The sequence below is a fragment of the Gordonia sp. NPDC003950 genome (genome assembly GCF_053605205.1).
Window position 1 is genome coordinate 119423 of record NZ_JBSGIT010000014.1, and the last position, 21259, is coordinate 140681.

Below are 21259 nucleotides of genomic sequence, written 5' to 3' on the forward strand. Positions count from 1 at the left end.
ATCAGTCCCCGACTTGTGAGGAACGCACCATGACCACGAGGCTGACCTGGATCGACGAGATCACCATGACCGAACTCGAACGCAACCCGTACCCGGTGTACGAACGGCTGCGGGCCGAGGCACCGCTCGCCTACATCCCGGTGCTGGGCTCCTACGTCGCCAGCACCGCGGAGATCTGCCGGACGATCGCCACCAGCGATCGGTTCGAGGCGATCATCACCAAGGCCGGCGGCCGTACCTTCGGGCATCCCGCCGTCATCGGCGTCAACGGGCCGATCCACGAGGACCTTCGGTCGATGGTCGATCCGGCCTTGCAGCCGCAGGAGGTCGATCGGTGGATCGACGATCTGGTCCGTCCGATCGCGCGACGCTACCTCGAGCAGTTCGAGGACGTGGGCAGCGCCGAGTTGGTGGCCCAGTACTGCGAACCGGTGAGCGTTCGCGCCCTCGGAGACCTGCTCGGACTGCACGACGTCAGCTCCGACACGCTGCGCGAGTGGTTCCACAAACTGTCGCACTCGTTCACCAACGCCGGGGTCGACGAGAACGGCGAGTTCACCAACCCGGACGGATTCCGTGAGGGCGACGCGGCGAAGGCCGAGATCCGGGCGATCGTGGACCCCAAGATCGATCACTGGATCGCCCATCCCGACGACAGCGCGATCTCGCACTGGCTGCACGACGGGATGCCCGACGGCCAGACCCGCGATCGCGACTACATCTACCCGACGCTGTATGTGTACCTGCTCGGCGCGATGCAGGAACCCGGCCACGCGATGGCCTCCACCTTGGTCGGACTGTTCACCCGGCCCGATCAGATGGAGCAGGTCGTCGACGAGCCCGGCCTCATCCCGCGCGCCATCTCCGAGGGCATGCGCTGGACCTCCCCCATCTGGTCGGCGACCGCGCGGGTCGCGATCACCGACGTCGAAGTGGCCGGCGTCGAACTGCCGGCGGGCACCGTGGTGCTGATGTCATATGGGTCGGCCAATCACGACAGCGCCACCTACACCGCGCCGTCGGAGTACGACCTGTCGCGACCACCGCTGCCGCACTTGGCCTTTGGTGCCGGAAACCACGCCTGCGCCGGCATCTACTTCGCCAATCACGTATGCCGGATCGGTCTCGAGGAACTCTTCGAGTCCATCCCGAACCTCGAGCGTGACACGTCCTCCGACGTGGAGTTCTGGGGCTGGGGTTTCCGCGGACCGACCTCGTTGAACGTGGTGTGGGAGGCCTGAGATGGACCCCGTGACCCATCAGATCGTCATCGATGGCGCGGTCGCCGGAGATGCCGAACGCTCGGTGGACTGCACCGAGGATCAGACGCTGCTCGACGCCTTTCTCCGCAACGGTGTCTACCTGCCCAACTCCTGCAATCAGGGCACCTGCGGAACCTGCAAGGTGCGACTGTGCACCGGGAGCGTCGACACGCCTGACATCCCCGACACCGTCCTCGGAGCCGACGACCGGGCCGCCGGCCACGTTCTCGCGTGCCAGTCGCGGCCACGGTCGGCCGCCCGGATCGTCGTGGACACCGCAAGCGTTTCCGGTCCGGCACACCGTCTTCGCGATGTGGACGGCACCGTCACGGCACTGCGGCGCGTCGCCGAGGACACCGTGGCGATGCATCTGGAACTCGATGAGCCGCTGGAGTTCTCGGCCGGACAGTACGTCGAGGTGGAGATTCCGGGGACAGGTCATCGACGCCAGTATTCGATGGCCAACACACCATCGGAGAACTCGACGCTGGAGTTCCACATCCGGCGGGTGCCGGGCGGCGCGGCCACCGACAACTGGATCTTCGCCGAGCTGGCGGTGGACCATCGCGTCCGGGTACGCGGCCCGTGGGGTGACTTCGTCCACGACGACGCCACCGATGCACCGTTGGTCCTGGTGGCCGGCGGCACCGGGCTCGCACCCTTGAAAGCGATTGCGCGGCAAGCACTCACGATCAACCCCGACCACGAGATACATGTGTATCACGGCGTTCGCCACCAGGGGGATCTCTACGACCTGGACTTTTGGGCGGAACTCACGCGGAACCATCCGCACGTGAGGTTCACGCCGTGTCTGAGTCGCGAGGAGTGGGACGGTCGGCGTGGCTACGTGGGAGATGCACTGCTCGAGGACTTCGCATCGCTGCGGGGATATGTCGGTTACCTGTGTGGGCCGCCGGCGATGGTCGACGCGACGGTCAAGGCGTGCAAGCGCCGCCGGATGGCCGGACGAAACATCAACCGAGAGCGGTACTCCGCTGCCGCCACCACCCCCGAGTCGACGGAACTCACCGCCTGATCCGTGACGCTCGCTACCCTGACACCGTGGATGTACTACGCAGCGTCATAGTCCTGGTGCACATCATCGGCTTCGCCGTGACCTTCGGCGCGCTGGTCGCCGAGGCCGCGGCACGCCGGTTCCGCTTCACCCGCGTGATGGATTACGGACTGCTGGTGTCGCTGCTGACCGGCATTGCCCTGGCCGCACCGTGGCCCGCGGACTTCGAGCCGAATTACCCGAAGATCGGCGTCAAGCTGGTCATTCTGCTGATCCTCGGGGGTGTGCTGGGGATGGGCAGCGCACGTCAGCGTCGGACCGGTGAACCCGTTGCACGTGCGCTGTTCGTCCTCGCGATGGTCCTGTCGGCGGGGGCAGCGGCGGTCGCGGTCATCTGGTGAGTGCGCCCGGTCACCACCGCAGGCGGTATCCGGCCCGCACGCCGGCGGTCCCGGCACCGCGGTCGAGCGCCAGAATCAGTACCACAACCGATCCCGGAGATCGGCAGACTACTACCTAAACTCTGGGCGAAGGACAACGCCGACAACACGCCCACGGTGGTGGCGACCGCGGTGCGGCGGGGCGGTGGTCGTGACCGCCCCATGATGTCAGCGCATGTGAGGTCAGCGCATGTGAGGTCAGCGCACGTGAGGTCAGTGCATGTGAGGTCAGTGCCGAACGGTGACCACCCGAGCCGCACCGAACCCGTTGAACGCCGACGCGGTGACCGTCGTGTACGCCCCCATCATCGGGCTGATCACCAATTCACCGGCGGCCATGGGCGGCATCGGATGATCCACGACGATGACGTCGGTGCTGTCACAGGTGGGGCCGGCGAGCACCACCGGCGTGACGGCGTCCACACCGTCGAAGAGCTCGGCGCCGGCGAGGATGGCCGGCCAGATCCGTTCGGTGAGGATGTTGGAATACGTGCCGTAGATCCCGTCGTCGAGGAAATGCCACCGCCGACCGGCCCGAGTGGTCGACCCGATCACACTGCTCAGCAGCGTCATCGCCGGGGCGGCCAGCACTCGTCCGGGTTCGGCGATGATCCGGAAGTCGGTACGCCGCGCGCCGAATGCCGCGTCGATCGCCACCGCGAAATCGGCCAGCGAATACGGCAACGCCGCCCGGTAGGCCACCGGGAAACCACCTCCGATGTCGATCGTCGCCATCGACGCACCGGTGGCCGCGGCGACGGCGTCGACGATCTCGAGGGCGGTGCCGATCGCGACCGAGAACGCGGCCGGGTGCACGCATTGGCTGCCGACGTGGAAGCTCACCCCGCCCGGCCGCGCTCCAACGGCCAGGATGCGCTTGACCAGCGCGACCACCTCGTCGGGCGTAACGCCGAACTTGGCGGAGAGATCGAGGTGAGCGGCCGGTATAGCGGCGTCGCCGGTATCCGGCGGCGCGAACCGCACGAGCAGCTCCGGGACGACCGGCAGCGCCGCGAACCGCTCGATCTGTTCCTCGGAATCGACCACGAAGGTCCGGATCCCGGCGGCGACGGCGTACTCGACGTCCGAGCGTGTCAGGTGGGGATTGGTCACGATGCAGCGATCCGGTGCGATGCCCGACGTCACCGCCAGCGTCACCTCCGACCGCGACGCGAGGTCGAATGCCGCCGAATGATCCCGCAACACCGACAACATTTCCCGGTGCGATTGGCACTTCACCGCGAAATGCCAGTCGATGTCGGGCATCAGCGAGCGCAGCTCGCAGATGACGTCGCCGACCGCTGCCGGGTCGAACACCAGCAGCGGGGTACCGTGCTCGGCGACGAGTCGCGACCAGTCGTGGCGAGCGGCGCTATCGGCCAGCGTCCTCACCAGCTGCCGGCGATACCGTGAGTCCATGCGGGTGTCCTTCCGGGGTTGCGTCGTAGCGCACGACGCGAGAACGATTCAGTTCGTAGGAGACAATGGCGCAGGCGTAGAAGATGCTGTCCGACAACAGCTTTCCGATGACCCAGCCGAGCGCGGTCCAGCCGGCCGAACCCGACGACGCCGAGCCGGCCAGCAGCAGCGGCAGCAGATAGTAGGCAAGGGGACGGATGATCATCGAGTCGACGATCTCACCCGGCCCGAACTCGATGAGGATGCTGCGCAACGACCATCCGTTCGCGGCGAGGATCCCGACGCCCTGTGCCCGATAGGCACGGATCGCCCGCACATAGTTGGTCGCGTAATAGCCCACCGTGGCACTGATCGTGGCCGCGACCGCGGCCGCCACCAGCGACCCGGTCGCCAGATAGACCAGCGCCGCGCCGCCGAGTTCGGCTGCGGTGCCGATGATCTCGCCGGGTAGATACCGTGTGCACCACTCGAGGGCCTTGTGCCGCCACCTCTGTTCGGACATGGCACAACCGTCGCGGCTGCGAAGGAAAACGGCACGAGTAGGCCGCTACCCGTCCGACGCCGGCCGAAGCCGAGCGCGTCGCATCCACTACCTCATCGGCGCGTCGCGAAAGGTCGGGTACGCCGGTCGGATTACGGTGGTCGTCGTGGCCACGCCCAACCGCACCCGCGCACGCCGATACGCTCGACGCCGCAAACGCCGGATGGATGCCGTCGAGCACGACCTCACCGCGGCGCAGTGGTATCGGCTGACGTCGCTGTGGGACGGGTGTGCCTACTGCGGACAGACGGGGACACCCGTCCAGAAGGATTGCGTGCTGCCCATCTCCCGAGGCGGGCGCTACACGGTGACCAACGTGGTGCCGAGTTGCCGATCCTGTAACGCCGGCAAGTGCAATCTCGAGGTCACCGCCTGGATGCGCCGCAAGCGTCTCGACGAACGCCGGTTCCTGTTGCGCCATGCCGAGATCTGCGCGCTGATCGGCTCCGACGACGAGTGAGGGTTTCACTCACGGAACCCTCATCACCGGAGTCGATGGTGATACTTCTGGCGGCAATACGCCGAGCCCGTGACGAAAAGGAATCTCCATGCAGACCGACCGGCCCGACGCACCGGCCCCGGTGAGCACCGAACGACGGCTCAGCGCCGCTCTTGCGTTGATCGCCGGTGCCGCCCTCATCGTCGTCACCGCGCTGTTCCTGATCCACCACGGGGTGTACCTGGTGTTCGGACTCCTAGGTCTGGGGATCGCCGCCACGGGCGCGTGGTTCGCGATCACCGAGCGCGACCGGCGAAGGATCATCGGTTCGTCCGTGGCGATCATCGGGTTGGCGATCGTCATCCTCGCCTTGGTGCTCGCCATCGTCGACACCGGACGGTTCGTCATCACGATCATCGTCCTGGTCGGGCTTTTCGCGGTGGCCACCGGCTGTGCCCGGCACGCACTGACACCACATCTGCACGAACTCGACCGGCTGCACCAACCGTTGCGGCCACGCCATCCGGTGCTGATCTGCAATCCCAAGTCCGGCGGCGGCAAGGTCGAACGTTTCGGCCTCGTCGAGCACGCACGGGATCTGGGTGTGGAGACGATCGTCCTGGCGCCGGGCGACGATCTCGAACAACTCGCCCGTGATGCGATCGCCCGGGGTGCCGATTGTCTGGGGATGGCCGGTGGCGACGGTTCACAGGCGCTGGTGTGCTCGGTGGCCGTCGAACACGACGTCCCGTTCGTGTGCGTGAGCGCGGGAACACGCAATCACTTCGCCCTCGATCTCGGCCTGGACCGGCTCGATCCACGCACGAACCTGACGGCGTTCGTCGACGGGGTGCAACGACACGTCGACTACGCGACGGTCAACGACCGCGTCTTCGTCAACAACGTCTCCCTCGGCGTGTACGCCGCGATCGTGCAGCAGGACTCGTATCGCAACGAGAAGGCCCAGACCACCGCGGCCATGCTGCCCGAACTGCTCGGCAGCACGGCGCAACCCTTCGATCTGCAGTTCCGGACCCCGGACGGCCGTGACATCGACGGGTCCTTCCTGATCCTGGTGTCCAACAATCCGTATTCGGGTGCGCTGTTCGACGCCGGGAGTCGCCGGCGGATGGACACCGGCACCCTCGGGGTGGTCGCCGTCTCGGCACAGACCGGCGCCGACGCCGCCCGACTGGTCGCATTGTCGGCGGTGGGCCTGCGCAAGACCAGCCCGGCGTGGCACGAGTTCACCACCGACGAGTTCGAGGTGCGCTCCCGAGGCGGCCAGGCGTATGCGGGAATCGACGGCGAGGCACTCGATCTCGCCACGCCCCTGGTATTCCGGAGTCATCACCGCGGTCTGCGACTGTTGGTGCCCGCCGACAATCCGCTGGCCGAGTCGCGTCGGCGCGCCCGTAACGTGGATCTGCGGGCGATCGTCCAGATCGCGCTGCAGCACAGCACCGTTCGCTGATCCGCCTCAATCGACCGGGCGCGCGGACCGGGCCGCGAAGACGGGGTAGTCCGCGCTGATCGACTCAAAGTCGGCGACGGGTTGTGTGTAGGCCACCGGTATGTGAGTACGGGCTCCGGGAACCTGCCGAAGGTACTCCCGGAGCAGGGGTGGGCGCGCCGCGACCGGAACCTCCACCAGGTGCACCCGGCGTCGCCCGCGTCTCTCGATGATCGCGTCACCGTTGTTGGCGCGGACGTTGCGCACCCAGTTGCAGTCGTTGCCCAGCATCGCGCCCAGATAGTCCTGCCCGTCGACGGTGGCCATTCCGAGAGGAAACCGGTTGGGATTCCCGGTCTTTCGGCCGGGCACCTCCAGCGTCACCCAGCGCCTGCCCGGCATGATGCCCTTGCCGAACGCCCACGCCCAGACCCGGGCGAACCGTCGTGCGGTGGCATTGCCCTTGCCGCCGGCATACATCGCGCGCAACGCGTCGCCGCGGCGGGTGACGAGCGCGCGGACCGCCCGGTCGAACGTCATACCGCCGAGTGTAGTGCGCCGGTGTGGACCGGCCCGCGTATCCGATAGCCTCCCCGTGGTGGCCCTGTCTGCTCCCCTGCCGGTCCGCGACGGTGTCGGTCCCACGCGCCTGCGCGTCCCGACGTCGGGACCGTGGTCGACGGTCGCCGACTTCGTCGTCGAGCGGTTCGACCACCTCGACCCCGACGACCTTCGCCGACGATTCGACGCCGGCGAGATCGTCGACGACGACGGAACGCCGATCACACGCGAGACCCCGCTGGGCACAATCGAATTCCTCTGGTACTACCGACAACTTCCGGCCGAGGAGCCGGTGCCATTTCACGAGGAGATCCTGTATGTCGACGACGACCTCGTCGTCATCGACAAACCACACTTCCTGCCGACCACACCGGGCGGCCGCTTCCTTCGGGAGTCGGCCCTCGTCCGACTGCGCACCCGCCTCGACAACCCCGACGTGACGCCCATCCATCGGCTCGATCGTGCGACGGCCGGGCTGGTGATGTTCTCGGCCCGGCCGGCGTCGCGCGGCGCCTACCAGTCGCTGTTCGAGAAGAGGGAAGTCACCAAGGTCTACGAGGCGGTCTCGGGGCGGCCGGCCGCCTGGGATGCCGACGCGCAGATCCCGGCGCGATACGCCACTCCGTTCGCGTACCGCAACCACATCTGTTCGCGCCGTGGGGAACTGCGGGTGATCGTCGACGACACACGAGAACCCAACGCGGAGACGCTGATCGAGGTGCACGGTACCGGTACCAGCGCCTCGGGACGGACCGTCGTACACACGAGGCTGCGGCCCCACACCGGACGCATGCATCAGTTGCGCGTCCACCTCGCCGCTCTCGATCTGGGCATCCTCGGCGACCGCTGGTATCCCGACCTGCAACCCGAGGAGCCCGACGATCATCGGCTGCCCCTCCAATTACTGGCCCGCGAACTGGGTTTCACCGATCCACTGACCGGACGACGACGCCGGTTCGTCACCCGCCGGACGCTGAGCGAGGTGCCCGTGCGACACGGCTGAGCCGATGGGTCGTTCATGCCAGGTGACGAATCGTCGATACTGAGAGTCCGTCAGCAGCGCACCGCGGGCGGTCGTGACCGCCGGTCGACGTCGGTCGTGATCGTCACCCACCGAGTGAGAAAGGGGGACGTGTGAGCGTCGTCGCCATCTATCTGGTCGTCACCTTCGGACTGGGCGGCCTCGCCCTCGCGATCCGCCTGCCGCCGCTCGTCGGTTTCCTGGCCGCCGGATTCGTACTCAACGCGGTGCACGTCGAACATCTCTCGGGATTGGACACCCTCGCCGATCTCGGCGTCACCCTGCTCCTGTTCGCCATCGGTCTCAAGCTCAACGTGCGCATCCTGTTGCGCCGGGAGGTGTGGCTGACCACCTCGATCCACATGCTGGTCAGCGTCGTCATCGGGGGTGCGTTCCTGTGGCTGGCCGCGGTCGTCGGCGTGACGATGCTCTCCGGCGCGAGCCTGACGACCATCGCACTGTTGAGTTTTGCGTTGTCGTTCTCCAGCACGGTGTTCGTCGTCAAGATCCTCGACGAACGCGGCGAATCGCACTCGCTGTACGGGCGTGTCTGCATCGGCATCCTCGTGATGCAGGACCTCATCGCCGTCATCTTCCTGACGGCCACCAGCGGTCACGCGCCCAGCCCGTGGGCACTGACGCTGGTGGCTCTGTGGCCGGTCACCCTGCTCGCCCGTCGGGTCTGGGGCGGCCTGGGCCACGGTGAGATGCAGTCACTGTTCGGGATCGTCATGGCTTTGGTGCCCGGCTACGTGTGGTTTTCCTCGGTTGGGCTCAAGGGCGATCTCGGGGCGCTCATCGTCGGTGTCCTGCTCGCCTCGCACCCGGCCGCCACCGAACTGTCCCGGTCGCTGTTCCACATCAAGGAACTGCTGCTGGTGGCGTTCTTCGTGTCGATCGGCCTGACCGGTCTCCCCGATGCACCCACCATCGGTGTCGCGTTGCTGATGATGCTGCTGCTGCCCATGAAGGCGATCGGATACACCGCACTGCTGGCCGTGCTGAAGCTGAGGTATCGCACCGCGATTCTGGCCGGGCTGGGGTTGATGAACTATTCGGAGTTCGGCCTGATCGTGGTGTCCGTCGGGGTGAGTGCCGGACTGCTGACCCAGGCCTGGCTGGTCGAGTTGTCCATCGCCGTCGCGTTGAGCTTCGTCATCTCCGCGCTGGTCAACGGGCGCGCGAATGCGCTGGCGGAGAAGATCGTGGCGCGTCTGCCCGACCAGGACGAACACACTCTGCAGCCAGAGGAACGGCCCGGCGACGCCGGCGACGCCGAGGTCGTCGTCATCGGCATGGGTCGCGTCGGATTTGCCGCCTACCAGCGCCTGACCGAACAGCACCGCTTACGCGTGGTCGGCGTCGATTACGACGGCAGCCGGATTCAGCGACTCTCCGATCGCCGAATCCGGGTCATCGAGGCCGACGGCACCGACCTGGACTTCTGGATCCGGCTACGTCATTCGGACTCGGTCCGGTACGCGGTGCTGGCCATGCCCAGTCACAGCGCCAATGTGGTCGCACTCGAGTGCCTGCGAAAGTCCGGTTTCAGTGGTCGCATCGCGTCGGCTGCTCGATACGAGGACGAAGTGCAATGGGCCAAGGATCACGGCGTCGACATCGCGTTCAACGTGTACTCGGGTGCCGGCCTGGAACTGGCGGATCAGGTGGGTCGCAGTGCCACGGAGCCGCCACCTGCCCCGCCTCCACCCGACCCCGCACCCGACACCGACCGGTGATCACGCCGGTTCTCGCATCACCCCGGCATGTCGCACGATGCCCGACACCTCCGGCAGTACCGACGGGGCGGTCCAGGTCCGCATCCCGTCGCCGCTGTCGGAGTAGAGATACTTCCCGGCCTTGTAGGAGTCCAGGTAGATGCGCCAGGTTCCGTTCGGCAACTGGACAACCTCGGGGCCTTCCACGAAGGTTCCCCAATTGCCGGGCGTCACAAAGGAATACGGACCGATCAGCGACGACGACACGGCGTGTTGGACGAATTTGTGCGTCTCGTTCTTGGTGAATGCGTGATAGGTCGATCCCACCTTGACGATGGTGGTGTCGATGTGGTCGGCGCCGATGCCGAGGATCGGGACGGGCGCACTCCACGATCGCAACGACGAGTCGTTGGCGGTCATCAGGTAGGGCACGAAGCCACCGCCGGTCGACATCGACAGGATGACGTGGACCCGCCCACCGTCGACGAACCAGTCGGGCGCCCACGCCTTGGTGGTGAACGGCGAGAGCGACGGGATGTCGACCGACCCCGCCGACCCGAGCGACCCCGTGCCATCTCCCGTTCCGGGAAGCAGAAAGCAGCACAGCGGGACCGGGTGGTTCTGCAGGAATGTCCAGTTGATGCGGTCTTTGCTGCGCGCGAACCCGATGTTCGCCCCGTCGGCCGTCGTGTAGGTGACGTAGTACCACCCGTCGGAATGGCGGAAGATGCTCGGATCGCGCACGCTGCCGGCCGGAGGGGTGAACGCGTCCTTCTTGAGTACGTGATACGTGGTGCCGTCCGACGATTCGTAGACGTCCATGGCGCGGTCGCTGGCGTTGCTGAACGCCACCATCGTGTAGCGCCACCCGGCTGGCGGTGCCGCCGCACCGACTCCGGGCACCGCGATCAGCAGCGCGGCGACGGTCAGCAACGCCACCGACGCGATGGACAGCATGGTTCGAGCGGGAAACCTCACCGGAGCAGTATCGGTGAGGACCGGCCCACCGCGCATCACTTCGGCCTCGGACGCACCACATCGTTATGCGCGACGGCGCCGGCCCGAGATGTCAGCCCTTGGTCAGATCCTGGGCGAGCATGACGAGAATGCCGCTCGGGCCGCGCAGGTAGGTGAGCTTGTAGACGTCGTTGTAGGTGGCGACGCCACGCAGTGGATGGCACCCGTGCCCGGCCGCCACCTCGAGGGCCGCATCGATGTCGTCGACGGAGAAGGCGACGCGGTGCATGCCGATCTCGTGGGGAAGGGTGGGTGACGTGGCGATCGCCTCGGGGTGGATGTATTCGAAGAGCTCGATGCGGCCGTGCCCGTCCGGGGTCTGCAGCATCGCGATCTTGGCGTGATTGCCGTCGAGTCCCACGGCGGTGTCGGCCCACTCGCCGCTGACGGTGTCCCGCCCGACGACGGTGAGGCCGAGGTCGGTGAAGAAGGCGATCGCGGCGTCGAGATCTTCCACTGCGATACCGACGTTCTCGAGTGTGATGGCCATGGGCGACACCCTACTGCGGAGCAAGATTCCTTCCCCTGCCTTCGGCAGTCGTCGGCTCAGTTCTTTCGGGGTTTGCGCCGCGTGACCAACGGCCAGAACCGGCGCGCCGGATCCCGCAGATTCACCGGTCTGCGATCTCCTCAATCCGAGCACCCCTCGCCTGATAGGTGGTTCCCACCCGCGCATTTCGCGTGACCACCGACGGCGTCAGTTGCCGAGCCTCGACCAGGTGCAGCAACTCCACATGAGTGAGAACGGGAAATCGGTCACGCAGAATCTGTGTCACTCGGTGAGGCCACTGGACGTGCCGAGTTCGCTTTCAAGGTCGGTCAGTCCAGCGATGCCCTCGATCATCGCAGCCTGCTGCTTCGAGGCGATGAGCCTGCGCAACGCGAGGTCGATCACGGCCCGGTTCGAGCGCTCACCCGTGAGGGCTCGGGCACGCTCGACACTCAACTACACGTTGAACCGGAACTCCACCACGTCACCATCGGCCATGACGTAGTCCTTGCCCTCCATGCGCACCTTGCCCGCGGCCTTGGCCGCGGCCATCGAGCCCGCGGCATCGAGGTCGTCGAAGGAGACGATCTCGGCCTTGATGAAGCCCTTTTCGAAGTCGGTGTGGATGACGCCGGCCGCCTTGGGGGCGGTGTCGCCCTGGTGAATTGTCCACGCGCGGGACTCTTTTGGACCGGCGGTGAGGTAGGTCTGCAGTCCGAGGGTGTGGAAACCGGCGCGGGCGAGCGACCGCAGTCCGGGCTCGTCCTGCCCGATCGAGTCGAGCAGTTCCTGCGCGTCCTCCTCGTCGAGTTCGAGGAGTTCGCTTTCCACCTTGGCGTCGAGGAACACCGCATCCGCCGGCGCCACAGTCTCGCGCAGCTGCGCCTTCTTCGCGTCGTCGGTGAGGACCGACTCGTCGGCGTTGAAGACGTAAAGGAAAGGCTTGGCCGTCATCAGGTGCAGTTCGCGCACCGACCCGAGGTCAAACGAACCCTTCTGCGAGAACAGGGTTTTGCCGCTGTCGAGGAGTTCCTGCGCCTGCTTGGCGGCGGCGAGGGTCTCGGCGAGGTCCTTGTTCTTGCGCGACTCCTTCTCCAGCCGCGGGATCGCCTTCTCCAGGGTCTGCATGTCGGCGAGGATCAACTCGGTCTCGATGACCTCGATGTCGGCGAGCGGATCGACGCGACCGTCGACGTGCACCACGTCGTCGTCGGCGAACACGCGCACCACCTGACAGATCGCGTCGGCCTCGCGGATGTTGGCCAGGAACTGGTTGCCCATCCCCTCCCCCTCGGAGGCACCCTTCACGATGCCGGCGATGTCGACGAAGGACACCGTCGCGGGCAAGATGCGCTCGCTGCCGAAGATCTCGGCGAGCCGGCCCAGCCGGGCGTCGGGCAGCTCGACCACACCGATGTTTGGCTCGATGGTCGCGAACGGGTAGTTCGCGGCCAGCACGTCGTTGCGGGTCAGCGCGTTGAACAGGGTGGACTTGCCGACATTGGGCAATCCGACGATACCGAGGGTAAGACTCACGGGCGATCAGTCTATCCGCCGCGGGCCGGCGGTAGGCCGCGCCCTCACCTCAGGTGGCCGGCGCGCCGGACGGTTCCGGGTCATCGACGGGATCGGCGTCATCGCCACCGCCGCCATCGTCATCCCCGTCGCCCGGCTCCCCCGACGGCGGCAGGGCCTCCCCGGCACGCAGGGCGATCTGCTCGTTGAGGTAACGCAGGATCACCGCGATCGTCGCCGCGGCCGGCACCGCGAGGAACGCGCCGGTGATGCCGAACAGGCTGCCGCCGAGCGTGACCGCGAGCAGCACGATCACCGCATGCAGATCCATCGACTTCGCCTGCAGCCATGGTTGCAGGACATTTCCCTCGAGTTGCTGCACGGCGATGATGATCGCGAGCACGATCAGCGCGGTGGTGAATCCATTGGAGACCAGCGCGATGAGCACCGCGAGGGCCCCGGCGACGAACGCACCGACGATCGGGATGAACCCGCCGAGGAAGGTGATCACGATCAGCACACCGGCCAGCGGCACCTGCAGGACGAGCAGGCCGATACCGATCAGGGAGGCGTCGACGAAGCTGACGATCGCCTGGGTCCGGATGAAACCTCCGAGCGCATTCCACATGCGCTGCAACACTTCCCCGATGTGCGCACCGGCCGGGTGGCCGACCGTCCGACGAAGCCACGGCACGAACTTCGGGCCGTCCTTGAGGAAGAAGAACACCAGCACGATCGTGGTGAACACGGTCACCAGCATCGACGTCGCGGTGCCCACACCGGTGAACACACCGGCCGCGATGGTGCTCGCACTCGACTTCACCTTGCTGGTGATCGCGGCCACTGCGTCGTTGAGTTGCTCGTCGCGCACATTGAACGGCGGCCCCTGCACCCACTCCTGCAGTTCGTGGACCCCCTTCACGGCGCCGTCGGCAAGCTGCGGCGACTGATCGACGATCGACGGCACGATCACCGCGATGACCCCCGCGAGCACACCGATCCCCACCAGCATCATCACCAATGAGGCCGCGGCCGCCGGGACGTGGCGGTCACGCATCCATCGCACCGGCGGCCACAGCAACGTACAGACGATGATCGCGAGCAGGACCGGCAACAAAACCACCCAGGCGCGGCCGACCACCCACATCAGCACGGCGAAGGCGGCGACGACGATGACGAATTGCGCTCCGACGACGGCGGATGACCGCAGTCCGTTGAGCAGCACCCGCAGCCGCGTGGGTGGGGTCGGGTTCTCGGGCGGTCCGTCCGGGGTCGCGTCGCCAGTTGCGGTCACGCGTCGATCCTCACATACCCGGCACACCCGGGCACGCGGGTGTCTCAGCGACGACGAACGAGCCGCATGAAAAACGCGCCGAGCGCGTCGAACGCCAGGAGTTCGGCCTCCAGGGCGGTGATGGCGGGTTCGGCCCGGTCCACCGGCGGCGGCTCGGGCCGGGTCCGCGCGCGCCCGCGTTCACATTCCGCGGCGACGGTATCCGGGCCGTACAGGCCGCGCATGATGTCCAGTGCCCACTCGGGGAAGTCGTGCAGGTCCATGTGTGCGCCCCGAACCTGTCGGACGCCGCGAGAGTACGTGCCCATGCGCACATCGTGACATGAAATATGATCTACGTCACCCGAATCGGTGAACTGATTGAGCACGGAGAGCTGTCGTGCGGCCGTGTCCGATTCCCGCCAGATTTCTCCGGTTCGGGAATGCCAGAGTGGAGGGGTGACGACGACCGACCTGGATTTCGACAGCTGCTACCGCGCACTGTGCGCACGCGATGCGCGCTTCGACGGCCAGTTCTTCGTCACCGTCCGCACCACCGGGATCTACTGCCGGCCATCGTGCCCGGCGCAAACCCCCCGGACACACAACGTGGACTTCGTGGTGACCGCGGCGAGCGCGGTGGCCCGCGGTTTCCGTGCCTGCCGACGCTGCCTGCCCGATGCGGTACCCGGATCACCCCGATGGAATCTCGGCGAGGATCTGTCGGCACGCGCGATGCGACTGATCGGCGACGGCATCATCGAACGCGAGGGGGTCGACGGCCTGGCCGCCCGACTGGGCTATTCACCACGCCATGTCACCCGGGTACTCACGACCGAGTTGGGTGCGGGTCCACTCGCCCTGGCACGCGCGCACCGCGCGGCCAATGCCCGGGTCCTCATCCAGTGCACCGACCTGCCCATGGCCGACGTCGCCTTCGCCGCCGGGTTCAGCAGCGTGCGTCAGTTCAACGACACCATCCGCGAGGTGTTCGCGTCGACGCCGCGGGCACTGCGCAGTCTGCGTCCGGGGCAGTCGGGCACCGGGTCGGCGTCGGGGGTGTCGGCGTCGGGGGTGTCGGCGTCGGGGGTGTCACTGCGGCTGGCTTTCCGGGAGCCCTTCGATCCCGCCTGGTTCCGGTGGTATCTGGGGGCACACGCCGTCGACGGACTCGAGCATCTCGACGTCGACGCCGACGGCGGCTGGACCCATCGCCGGGTGCTGACCCTGCCCCATGGGCCCGCACTCGCCGAGATACGGCCTGCGACAGGGTTTCTGCGCGTCGTCCTCGATCATCTGGACCTGCGCGATCTCGGCGTCGCCGTCAACCGGGTGCGGCGGATGTTCGATCTCGACGCCGACATCGTGGCCGCCACCGACGTCCTCGCCGACGATCCGGCCCTGGCGCCGCTGGTGGCCGCCGCACCCGGCATTCGGGTTCCCGGAACCGACGACGGCGCACAGACCCTCATCCGCACCATGATCGGCCAGCAGATCAGTGTGAAGGCGGCGCGTGCGCACATCACCCGCCTGGTCGAGGCGCTCGGCGAGCCCACCGGATGGGCGGACGGTTCGTGGCGGCAGTTCCCCACGCCCACCGCCATCGCCGAACACGGCACCGAGGTGCTGCGCGGTCCGGGCCGTCGGATCGACGCGGTCGTCCACGCCGCGCGGGCGATTGCCGAAAATTGGGTGGAACCGAATGCGGGGGCCGCTGCGTCAGATCTACGTGCGCACCTCCTCGAGCTTCCCGGTGTCGGTCCGTGGACCGCCGACTACGTCACCATGCAGGTCACCGGCAACCCCGACATCCTGCTCCGCCACGACCTCGTGATCCGGCACGCCGCCGACGATCTCGGTCTCGACCTCGACGATCACGTCCGGTGGGCGCCCTGGCGGTCGTATGCGTCCATGCATCTGTGGCGCCATCGCCTGCTGCCCCGATCACCCGCACCCGACACACCGGCACCGAGCGTGTCGACGCCACCGCCCCCGCTGCTCTCCACCATATTCCCCGAAATGACAGGACATCCCCGATGACGATCACCGCACCCGACAGCTCCGACACCACCGACGCGGCGCCCACGGCCGGCTGGACGACGGTGTCCACCCCCGACGGACCGTTCACCGTCGTCGTGAACGATTCCGGCACTGTTCTGGCGTCCGGCTGGACGTCGGAACCCGAATACCTCCTCCAACTTGTCCATCGTGACCTTCGGCCGGCCGACATCGGCCGGTCCGCCGGCCTGTCGGCGATCGGTGAGGTCGTCGACGCGTACTACGCGGGTGAGCACGACGCACCGCAGTCGGTCCCGGTGTTCCAGCATGGTGGACCGTTCCTCGAGAAGTCCTGGACCGCCCTGCGCACCGTGCGTGCCGGCGCCCCGGTCACCTACTCCGATCTGGCCGGGCTCGCCGGCGAACCGGCCGCGATACGCGCCGCGGCCACGTCGTGCGCCCGCAACGCGGCGGCGTTGTTCGTCCCCTGTCATCGAGTGCTGCGCCGTGACGGCAAACTCGGCGGTTTCCGCTACGGGGTGGAGCTCAAGCAGCGGCTGATCGACCGCGAGGCCACCACGCCCACGAACTGACGTCGACGAGGTGCTGCTCGTGGTCGGCGATTCAGTCGGCGATTTCTGTCGGTGGCATCCGACAGGATCGTGGCCATGACATCCACCCTCGTCGCTCTCGTCATCGGACTCGCCGTCGGCGTCGCACTCGGCGTGGTGCTCGGTTGGCTCGCATGCACCGGACGATCCGCCGGTGCCGTCGCCGCGGCGCGCGCCGAGGCCAAGGCGTTGCGGTCGTCGCAGGATCTCGTCGGCCAGTCCCTGGCCGCGGCCTCCGAGGACGCCGCGCGGCGGCAGTCGGCCGCGATCGGCGCGCAACTGACCCACATCGTCGAACCACTGCATTCGCTGGTCGGGCAGATGGGAGACGAGCTCCGTCGCGTCGAGCGCGACCGGACCAGCGCCTACGCGGGACTCAGCGAGCAGGTGCGTGGGATGCATGTGGCGTCGATGCGTCTCGGTGATCAGACCCAGGCGCTGGCCACCGCGCTGCACACCCCGCACCTGCGCGGCCGGTGGGGCGAGGTGGCGCTCGAGCGGGTGGTGGAACTTGCCGGCATGACCCGGCACTGTGATTTCGACACGCAGGTTTCGGTGCGATCGACGCTGACCGGGGATCTGCGCCCGGACATGGTCGTCCACCTCGCCGGGGGCCGCGACATCGTCGTCGACGCGAAGGTGCCGCTGCAGGCCTACCTGCAGGCCGCCGACTGCGATGATCCCGAGATGCATCGGGACCTGCTGTCCGATCATGCGCGGGCGGTTCGGTCGCACATCTCGGCGTTGTCGTCGAAGGCGTACTGGTCGGCCTTCGACCAGTCACCGGAACTCGTCGTGCTGTTCGTGCCCGCCGACGGCGTGCTCGAGTGGGCGGCCCGCGCCGACCCGACACTCATCGAATTCGGCATCACCAAGAATGTGGTCCTGACCACCCCGTCGAGCCTGGTGTCGTTGTTGCGAACCGTCGCCCTCGGGTGGCGTCACGACGCGATGGCCCGCGACGCGGCGGTGATCCACGAGCTCGGCGTCGAACTGCATCACCGACTCGAGACCGTCCTCGGCCACCTCGATCGGGTGGGCGTGGGCCTTCGTCGAGCCGTCGAGGCGTACAACTCGACCGTGGGGGCACTGGATTCGCGCGTGGGTGTGACGGCCCGCCGACTCGCCTCCCTCGAGGCGCTCGGCGACCTGCCCGAGCCGACGGCACCACGTCATGTCGACGATCCCATCCGCACCGCGAGTCGGACACACGGCGTCGGCATCGATACCTGACGGATCACCACGACACGTCGGTTGCCGGGAAAGCAGCCCACAACCGGTACCGTCTAGGGGTGCCCTTTCCGCAACGAAGCTCCTCCGCGGTACCACTGGATCAGCAGTCGGTGCTGCCGACCGTCCGTGGTGTGCCCTGGTGGGGCGCCGTCCTCATTGCGACGATCCTGACCGCGATCGGTGCCGTCATCGACGCGAAGAACAATGACAGCCTGGGTGCGACCTTCAACTTCTGTCTGCTCGTCGGTTGCTGCCTCGCTGCGCTGGCGGTGCGTCGCCGCGCGCTGTTCACCGCAGCGGCTCAGCCTCCGCTGATCGCCTTCGTCGTCGGCATGCTCGCGCTCTACGGACTCAACGCCGACGATTCGTCGGGTCTGCGGTCGCTGGTGCTCAAGGTGCTGCTACCGATCACCGCGAACTTCCCCTGGATGGCCATCACCTTCGTGGTGACGTTGATCCTGGTGCTGCTGCGGTGGTACCTGACGCGTCCCGCCTCCACACCGACCCCGACCACGGCGAAGCGCACACCCACCCGGCGTCGTGCGTCCGGATCGCCGGCGCCCGAGGCCCAGCCCGGTCGCCGAACCCGGGCCCGGGCCGACGCCGCGGGTCAGCAGTCGCCACGCCCGGATACGGTGCGCGCTCAGAAAAGCAGCGCGACACGGGCGTCGCGCGCAGGTGAGCGTCCCCGACGCCGACGCTCCGACGAACCGACCGCGGTTGCCGCCACGGCGAGTCCGTCGACCCGTCGCCCCGCCGGTGAGACGCCGCCGCGCGGGACCGAACGTCCGGTCGCGGCAACCGAATCCGCCGACCCCGGTCGCCGACGTGCCCGATCCGCCGCCGCCGATCTCGATCGATACGAACCCCGGGCCGCCGGCGCGGCGCCCTATCGGACGAGCCGCGAGGGCGGCAACCGCGCCTGAACCCCAGGACACGGTGGCGGTCAGCGCCCGGTGTCGGTCAGCGCACGGTGCCGATCAGCGAACGTTGTCGGTCAGCCAGGCCCCCAGGCGCGCGGCCGCGTCGTCGACCAGCGCCGGCCAGTCCATCGCGCCTTCGTCGGCGGTGTCGGTGACGACCTTGACCAACCGGCATCCGACGCCGAACGCGGCACAGACGTGGGCGATCGCGGCGCCCTCCATGTCGACGAGGTCGGCCTGCTGCGCGAGACGGTCCCGGTGCGCCGGGTCGGCGACGAAGGTGTCGCCGGTCGCCAGTACCGTGCCGTCGCCCTCGGGAAGATCCCAGCGATCGGTGACCGGATAGCCCATCGCGATCAGTTCGGCGCTGCTGATGTCGTGTTCGACGACCACCGACGGCACGAACAGCCCACTGTGGTGCGTGCGCAACGCGCCGGCGGTCCCGATGTTGACGACCTCGCGGACCGCGGGTCCGGTCGCGAGTTCACGGGTGAGCGCCAGTGAGGTGGCCACCTTCCCGATACCGGTGATGAGCAGACGGGCGCCCGGGGGAACGTGAGCCGCCTCCGACCGTGTGGCGGACACGATCAGGACCGTGGAATCGGTGTGCATCAGATGATTGTCGCCAAGTCCAGCGTCGCCCGCGCCGCCCGCCCCAGTTCATCACCGTAGGACGGTCCGTGCCCGGCTGCGTGGACGGCGAGCGGATGAAGTTGATGTACCGGTATCCGCTCACGCCATCCGGCGCGCAACGGGTGGGCCGCGAGGTAGCCGTCGAGAATCGCCGACAGCTGCGGCGTCCCGAACAGTGCCAGCATCGCCAGGTCGGTTTCGCGGTGCCCGCCGTGGGCGGCGGGATCGATCATCACCACCCCGTCGGGTGTCCACATCACGTTCCCGCTCCACAGGTCGCCGTGCAGACGGCTGGGCGCCTCGTCGTCGTCGAAGGCGCCGTCGGCGATCGCCTCGCAGGCGCGTCGCGTGAGTCGGTCGTCCGCGCGCGTGAGGTACCCGGCCCGCACCGCGGTGTCGAGGTAGGGCTCCACTCGCTCGCGCGCATAGAACTCGCCCCACCGGTCGTGGGTACGGGAACTCAGCGGTCGTTCCCCGATGAACTGGCGGCCGGTGTATCCCTGCGGCGGCGACCCGAATGCCGGCGCACCCGCATCATGCATCGCCGCGAGTGCGGCCCCGAAGGTGCGGGCCGCGACCGGGTCGGGTCGTGTGGCGGCCAGTCGACGCAGCTCGATGGCGTCGCCGGACACCGAGATCACCTCGACGACCGGGGCACCGGCCGCCGCCAGCCAGCGCAGGCCGGCGGCTTCGGCGGCAAAGAAGTCGGGATCGGAGCCGCGACTCGACTTCCGAAAGACGTTGTCGGTCAATGGAGATCAGCTTTGCGGGGAGCCGATCCCGGAGTCGGAGTCGACCGCCTCGCCCCGGGCGGAAGCGCTGATCCGGGCCAGTCGCGCGAAACGGTCGTTGGCGATCCGCATGACGATTTCGTAGGGCAGGGCGAACTTGCGCGCCCACCAGTACCCGAACCGGATGTCGAACGAGGTGTAGACGAGGAACCGATTCTTCTTGATGCCCTTGATGATCGACGACGCCGCCTTGTCCGGACTGACGGCGACCTTGTGGAAGTTGTCGATCTGACGGGCCACCCGCGGATCCGCGCGATCAATGCCGGCGATCTCCACGGTGTTGACCAGCGGGGTGTCCACGCCGCCGGGACAGACCAGGCACACCCCGATGTGATGACGCCGCAGGTCGAAACGGAGGACCTCCGACACCCCGCGGATACCGAACTTCGAGGCGCTGTAGGCGGCATGCCAGGGCAACGCGAGCAGCCCGGCCGCCGACGACACGTTGACCAGCTGCCCACCGCGGCCTCGCCGGACCATCTGCGGCACAAAGCATTCGATGATGTGGATCGGCCCCATCAGGTTCACATCGACCATCGTGCGCCAGTGCCGGTGCTCCAGATTCTCCACCGTTCCCCACGCCGAGACGCCGGCGATGTTCATCACCACGTCCATCACGCCGACCTCGGCGTCGACCTCCCGCGCGAACCCGCACACCCAGTCGAAGTCGGAGACGTCGCCGGCGGCATGGAACACCACACTCGCGCCGTCGCCCACCAGATCGGCGACGGCACGATCGAGCGCATCCGCGTGTAGGTCGGTGAGAACCAGTTCGGCGCCCTCACGCGCCGCAGCGCGCGCGGTGGCCAGACCGATCCCGCTCGCCGCTCCGGTGATCAGGACCCGGCGCCGGCGCAGGGTCGGTACGGGCGGAGCCATCCAGACGAGATCTCGAAGTGCCATGCC

At 67.7% G+C, this 21259-nt stretch carries 23 protein-coding genes; 11 read left to right on the forward strand and 12 right to left on the reverse strand.

Translation table 11 applies throughout. From position 1 onward, the window contains the following. Positions 1–29: 29 nt before the first annotated feature. From ACWETB_RS14300 to ACWETB_RS14310, 3 genes are read left to right on the forward strand one after another with little or no spacing between them, the layout of a single operon-like run. Positions 30–1241: a cytochrome P450 gene (locus tag ACWETB_RS14300; protein WP_452211782.1), complete on the forward strand. Its 1212-nt coding sequence runs from the start codon at positions 30–32 to the stop codon at positions 1239–1241. A gap of 1 nt (position 1242) precedes the next feature. Further along, positions 1243–2298 (forward strand): 2Fe-2S iron-sulfur cluster-binding protein, encoded by a 1056-nt coding sequence (locus ACWETB_RS14305; protein WP_452211784.1) that lies wholly within the window; start codon positions 1243–1245, stop codon positions 2296–2298. 26 nt (positions 2299–2324) lie between these two features. Then, complete coding sequence (locus ACWETB_RS14310; RefSeq protein ID WP_452211786.1) at positions 2325–2678, forward strand: Fe-S protein; 354 nt, start codon at positions 2325–2327, stop codon at positions 2676–2678. Between the two features lie 267 nt (positions 2679–2945). On the opposite strand, the gene ACWETB_RS14315 is transcribed toward ACWETB_RS14310, so the two are convergent. Together ACWETB_RS14315 and ACWETB_RS14320 are read right to left on the reverse strand one after the other, a co-directional pair. Further along, the gene (locus ACWETB_RS14315) at positions 2946–4136 is read right to left on the reverse strand and encodes a type III PLP-dependent enzyme (RefSeq protein WP_452211788.1); all 1191 of its coding nucleotides are present in this window, start codon (positions 4134–4136) and stop codon (positions 2946–2948) included. Continuing rightward, entirely contained in the window at positions 4090–4638 is a 549-nt protein-coding gene (locus tag ACWETB_RS14320) for a hypothetical protein (RefSeq protein WP_452211790.1), read from the reverse strand. The genes ACWETB_RS14315 and ACWETB_RS14320 overlap by 47 nt, the downstream gene beginning before the upstream one ends. A gap of 145 nt (positions 4639–4783) precedes the next feature. Between ACWETB_RS14320 and ACWETB_RS14325 the strand changes: the two genes are divergently transcribed. Further along, the gene (locus tag ACWETB_RS14325; protein WP_449743118.1) at positions 4784–5137 is read left to right on the forward strand and encodes an HNH endonuclease; all 354 of its coding nucleotides are present in this window, start codon (positions 4784–4786) and stop codon (positions 5135–5137) included. 88 nt (positions 5138–5225) lie between these two features. Further along, positions 5226–6590, forward strand: coding sequence for a diacylglycerol/lipid kinase family protein (locus tag ACWETB_RS14330; RefSeq protein WP_452211792.1), 1365 nt, complete (start codon positions 5226–5228; stop codon positions 6588–6590). A 6-nt stretch (positions 6591–6596) separates the two neighbouring features. On the opposite strand, the gene ACWETB_RS14335 is transcribed toward ACWETB_RS14330, so the two are convergent. Continuing rightward, positions 6597–7109, reverse strand: a complete 513-nt coding sequence (locus tag ACWETB_RS14335) for a nitroreductase/quinone reductase family protein (protein ID WP_452211794.1) — start codon at positions 7107–7109, stop codon at positions 6597–6599. Positions 7110–7167: 58 nt separating this feature from the next. Here ACWETB_RS14335 and ACWETB_RS14340 point away from each other — a divergent pair, with 58 nt between their 5' ends. Continuing rightward, positions 7168–8133: a pseudouridine synthase gene (locus ACWETB_RS14340; protein ID WP_452211796.1), complete on the forward strand. Its 966-nt coding sequence runs from the start codon at positions 7168–7170 to the stop codon at positions 8131–8133. Between the two features lie 131 nt (positions 8134–8264). After that, entirely contained in the window at positions 8265–9890 is a 1626-nt protein-coding gene (locus tag ACWETB_RS14345) for a cation:proton antiporter domain-containing protein (RefSeq protein ID WP_452211798.1), read from the forward strand. On the opposite strand, the gene ACWETB_RS14350 is transcribed toward ACWETB_RS14345, so the two are convergent. The 6 genes from ACWETB_RS14350 to ACWETB_RS14375 form a co-directional block, all read right to left on the reverse strand. Then, positions 9891–10826, reverse strand: coding sequence for a glycoside hydrolase family 43 protein (locus ACWETB_RS14350; RefSeq protein ID WP_449743277.1), 936 nt, complete (start codon positions 10824–10826; stop codon positions 9891–9893). Positions 10827–10938: 112 nt separating this feature from the next. Beyond that, positions 10939–11376 carry a VOC family protein gene (locus ACWETB_RS14355; protein ID WP_452211800.1) on the reverse strand — a complete coding sequence of 146 codons (438 nt, stop codon included), beginning with the start codon at positions 11374–11376 and terminating at the stop codon, positions 10939–10941. A gap of 282 nt (positions 11377–11658) precedes the next feature. Beyond that, a complete protein-coding gene (locus tag ACWETB_RS14360; RefSeq protein ID WP_452211802.1) occupies positions 11659–11781 on the reverse strand; it encodes a hypothetical protein in 123 nt (40 codons plus the stop codon). Between the two features lie 51 nt (positions 11782–11832). Further along, positions 11833–12912 (reverse strand): redox-regulated ATPase YchF, encoded by a 1080-nt coding sequence (gene ychF / locus ACWETB_RS14365; RefSeq protein ID WP_452211804.1) that lies wholly within the window; start codon positions 12910–12912, stop codon positions 11833–11835. Between the two features lie 49 nt (positions 12913–12961). Further along, positions 12962–14185 carry an AI-2E family transporter gene (locus ACWETB_RS14370; RefSeq protein ID WP_452211806.1) on the reverse strand — a complete coding sequence of 408 codons (1224 nt, stop codon included), beginning with the start codon at positions 14183–14185 and terminating at the stop codon, positions 12962–12964. A 44-nt stretch (positions 14186–14229) separates the two neighbouring features. Beyond that, the gene (locus ACWETB_RS14375) at positions 14230–14493 is read right to left on the reverse strand and encodes a hypothetical protein (protein WP_449743127.1); all 264 of its coding nucleotides are present in this window, start codon (positions 14491–14493) and stop codon (positions 14230–14232) included. 130 nt (positions 14494–14623) lie between these two features. Between ACWETB_RS14375 and ACWETB_RS14380 the strand changes: the two genes are divergently transcribed. The 4 genes from ACWETB_RS14380 to ACWETB_RS14395 all read left to right on the forward strand — a co-directional run bounded on the left by ACWETB_RS14380 (position 14624) and on the right by ACWETB_RS14395 (position 18932). Then, positions 14624–16204 carry an AlkA N-terminal domain-containing protein gene (locus ACWETB_RS14380; protein ID WP_452211808.1) on the forward strand — a complete coding sequence of 527 codons (1581 nt, stop codon included), beginning with the start codon at positions 14624–14626 and terminating at the stop codon, positions 16202–16204. After that, positions 16201–16755: a methylated-DNA--[protein]-cysteine S-methyltransferase gene (locus ACWETB_RS14385; protein ID WP_449743129.1), complete on the forward strand. Its 555-nt coding sequence runs from the start codon at positions 16201–16203 to the stop codon at positions 16753–16755. The genes ACWETB_RS14380 and ACWETB_RS14385 overlap by 4 nt, the downstream gene beginning before the upstream one ends. Before the next feature lie 75 nt (positions 16756–16830). Next, positions 16831–18006 (forward strand): DNA recombination protein RmuC, encoded by a 1176-nt coding sequence (locus ACWETB_RS14390; protein WP_452211811.1) that lies wholly within the window; start codon positions 16831–16833, stop codon positions 18004–18006. A gap of 59 nt (positions 18007–18065) precedes the next feature. Then, entirely contained in the window at positions 18066–18932 is an 867-nt protein-coding gene (locus ACWETB_RS14395) for a DUF6542 domain-containing protein (RefSeq protein ID WP_452211813.1), read from the forward strand. A gap of 54 nt (positions 18933–18986) precedes the next feature. On the opposite strand, the gene ACWETB_RS14400 is transcribed toward ACWETB_RS14395, so the two are convergent. The 3 genes from ACWETB_RS14400 to ACWETB_RS14410 are packed head-to-tail and all read right to left on the reverse strand — an operon-like array spanning position 18987 to position 21256. Further along, positions 18987–19541, reverse strand: coding sequence for a nucleosidase (locus tag ACWETB_RS14400; protein ID WP_449743132.1), 555 nt, complete (start codon positions 19539–19541; stop codon positions 18987–18989). After that, positions 19541–20314: a fructosamine kinase family protein gene (locus tag ACWETB_RS14405; protein WP_452211815.1), complete on the reverse strand. Its 774-nt coding sequence runs from the start codon at positions 20312–20314 to the stop codon at positions 19541–19543. Before ACWETB_RS14405 ends, ACWETB_RS14400 begins: the two co-directional genes overlap by 1 nt. A 6-nt stretch (positions 20315–20320) precedes the next feature. Then, the gene (locus ACWETB_RS14410; protein WP_452211817.1) at positions 20321–21256 is read right to left on the reverse strand and encodes an SDR family oxidoreductase; all 936 of its coding nucleotides are present in this window, start codon (positions 21254–21256) and stop codon (positions 20321–20323) included. Positions 21257–21259: the final 3 nt, after the last annotated feature.

Bases quoted from the DNA above. Each gene is read 5' to 3' on its own strand.
- ACWETB_RS14300 (WP_452211782.1), top strand. From the start codon at position 30: ATGACCACGAGGCTGACCTGGATCGACGAGATCACCATGACCGAACTC.
- ACWETB_RS14305 (WP_452211784.1), top strand. From the start codon at position 1,243: ATGGACCCCGTGACCCATCAGATCGTCATCGATGGCGCGGTCGCCGGA.
- ACWETB_RS14315 (WP_452211788.1), bottom strand. From the start codon at position 4,136: ATGGACTCACGGTATCGCCGGCAGCTGGTGAGGACGCTGGCCGATAGC.
- ACWETB_RS14320 (WP_452211790.1), bottom strand. From the start codon at position 4,638: ATGTCCGAACAGAGGTGGCGGCACAAGGCCCTCGAGTGGTGCACACGG.
- ACWETB_RS14330 (WP_452211792.1), top strand. From the start codon at position 5,226: ATGCAGACCGACCGGCCCGACGCACCGGCCCCGGTGAGCACCGAACGA.
- ACWETB_RS14335 (WP_452211794.1), bottom strand. From the start codon at position 7,109: ATGACGTTCGACCGGGCGGTCCGCGCGCTCGTCACCCGCCGCGGCGAC.
- ACWETB_RS14350 (WP_449743277.1), bottom strand. From the start codon at position 10,826: ATGCTGTCCATCGCGTCGGTGGCGTTGCTGACCGTCGCCGCGCTGCTG.
- ACWETB_RS14355 (WP_452211800.1), bottom strand. From the start codon at position 11,376: ATGGCCATCACACTCGAGAACGTCGGTATCGCAGTGGAAGATCTCGAC.
- ACWETB_RS14375 (WP_449743127.1), bottom strand. From the start codon at position 14,493: ATGGGCACGTACTCTCGCGGCGTCCGACAGGTTCGGGGCGCACACATG.
- ACWETB_RS14385 (WP_449743129.1), top strand. From the start codon at position 16,201: ATGACGATCACCGCACCCGACAGCTCCGACACCACCGACGCGGCGCCC.
- ACWETB_RS14390 (WP_452211811.1), top strand. From the start codon at position 16,831: ATGACATCCACCCTCGTCGCTCTCGTCATCGGACTCGCCGTCGGCGTC.
- ACWETB_RS14400 (WP_449743132.1), bottom strand. From the start codon at position 19,541: ATGCACACCGATTCCACGGTCCTGATCGTGTCCGCCACACGGTCGGAG.
- ACWETB_RS14410 (WP_452211817.1), bottom strand. From the start codon at position 21,256: ATGGCACTTCGAGATCTCGTCTGGATGGCTCCGCCCGTACCGACCCTG.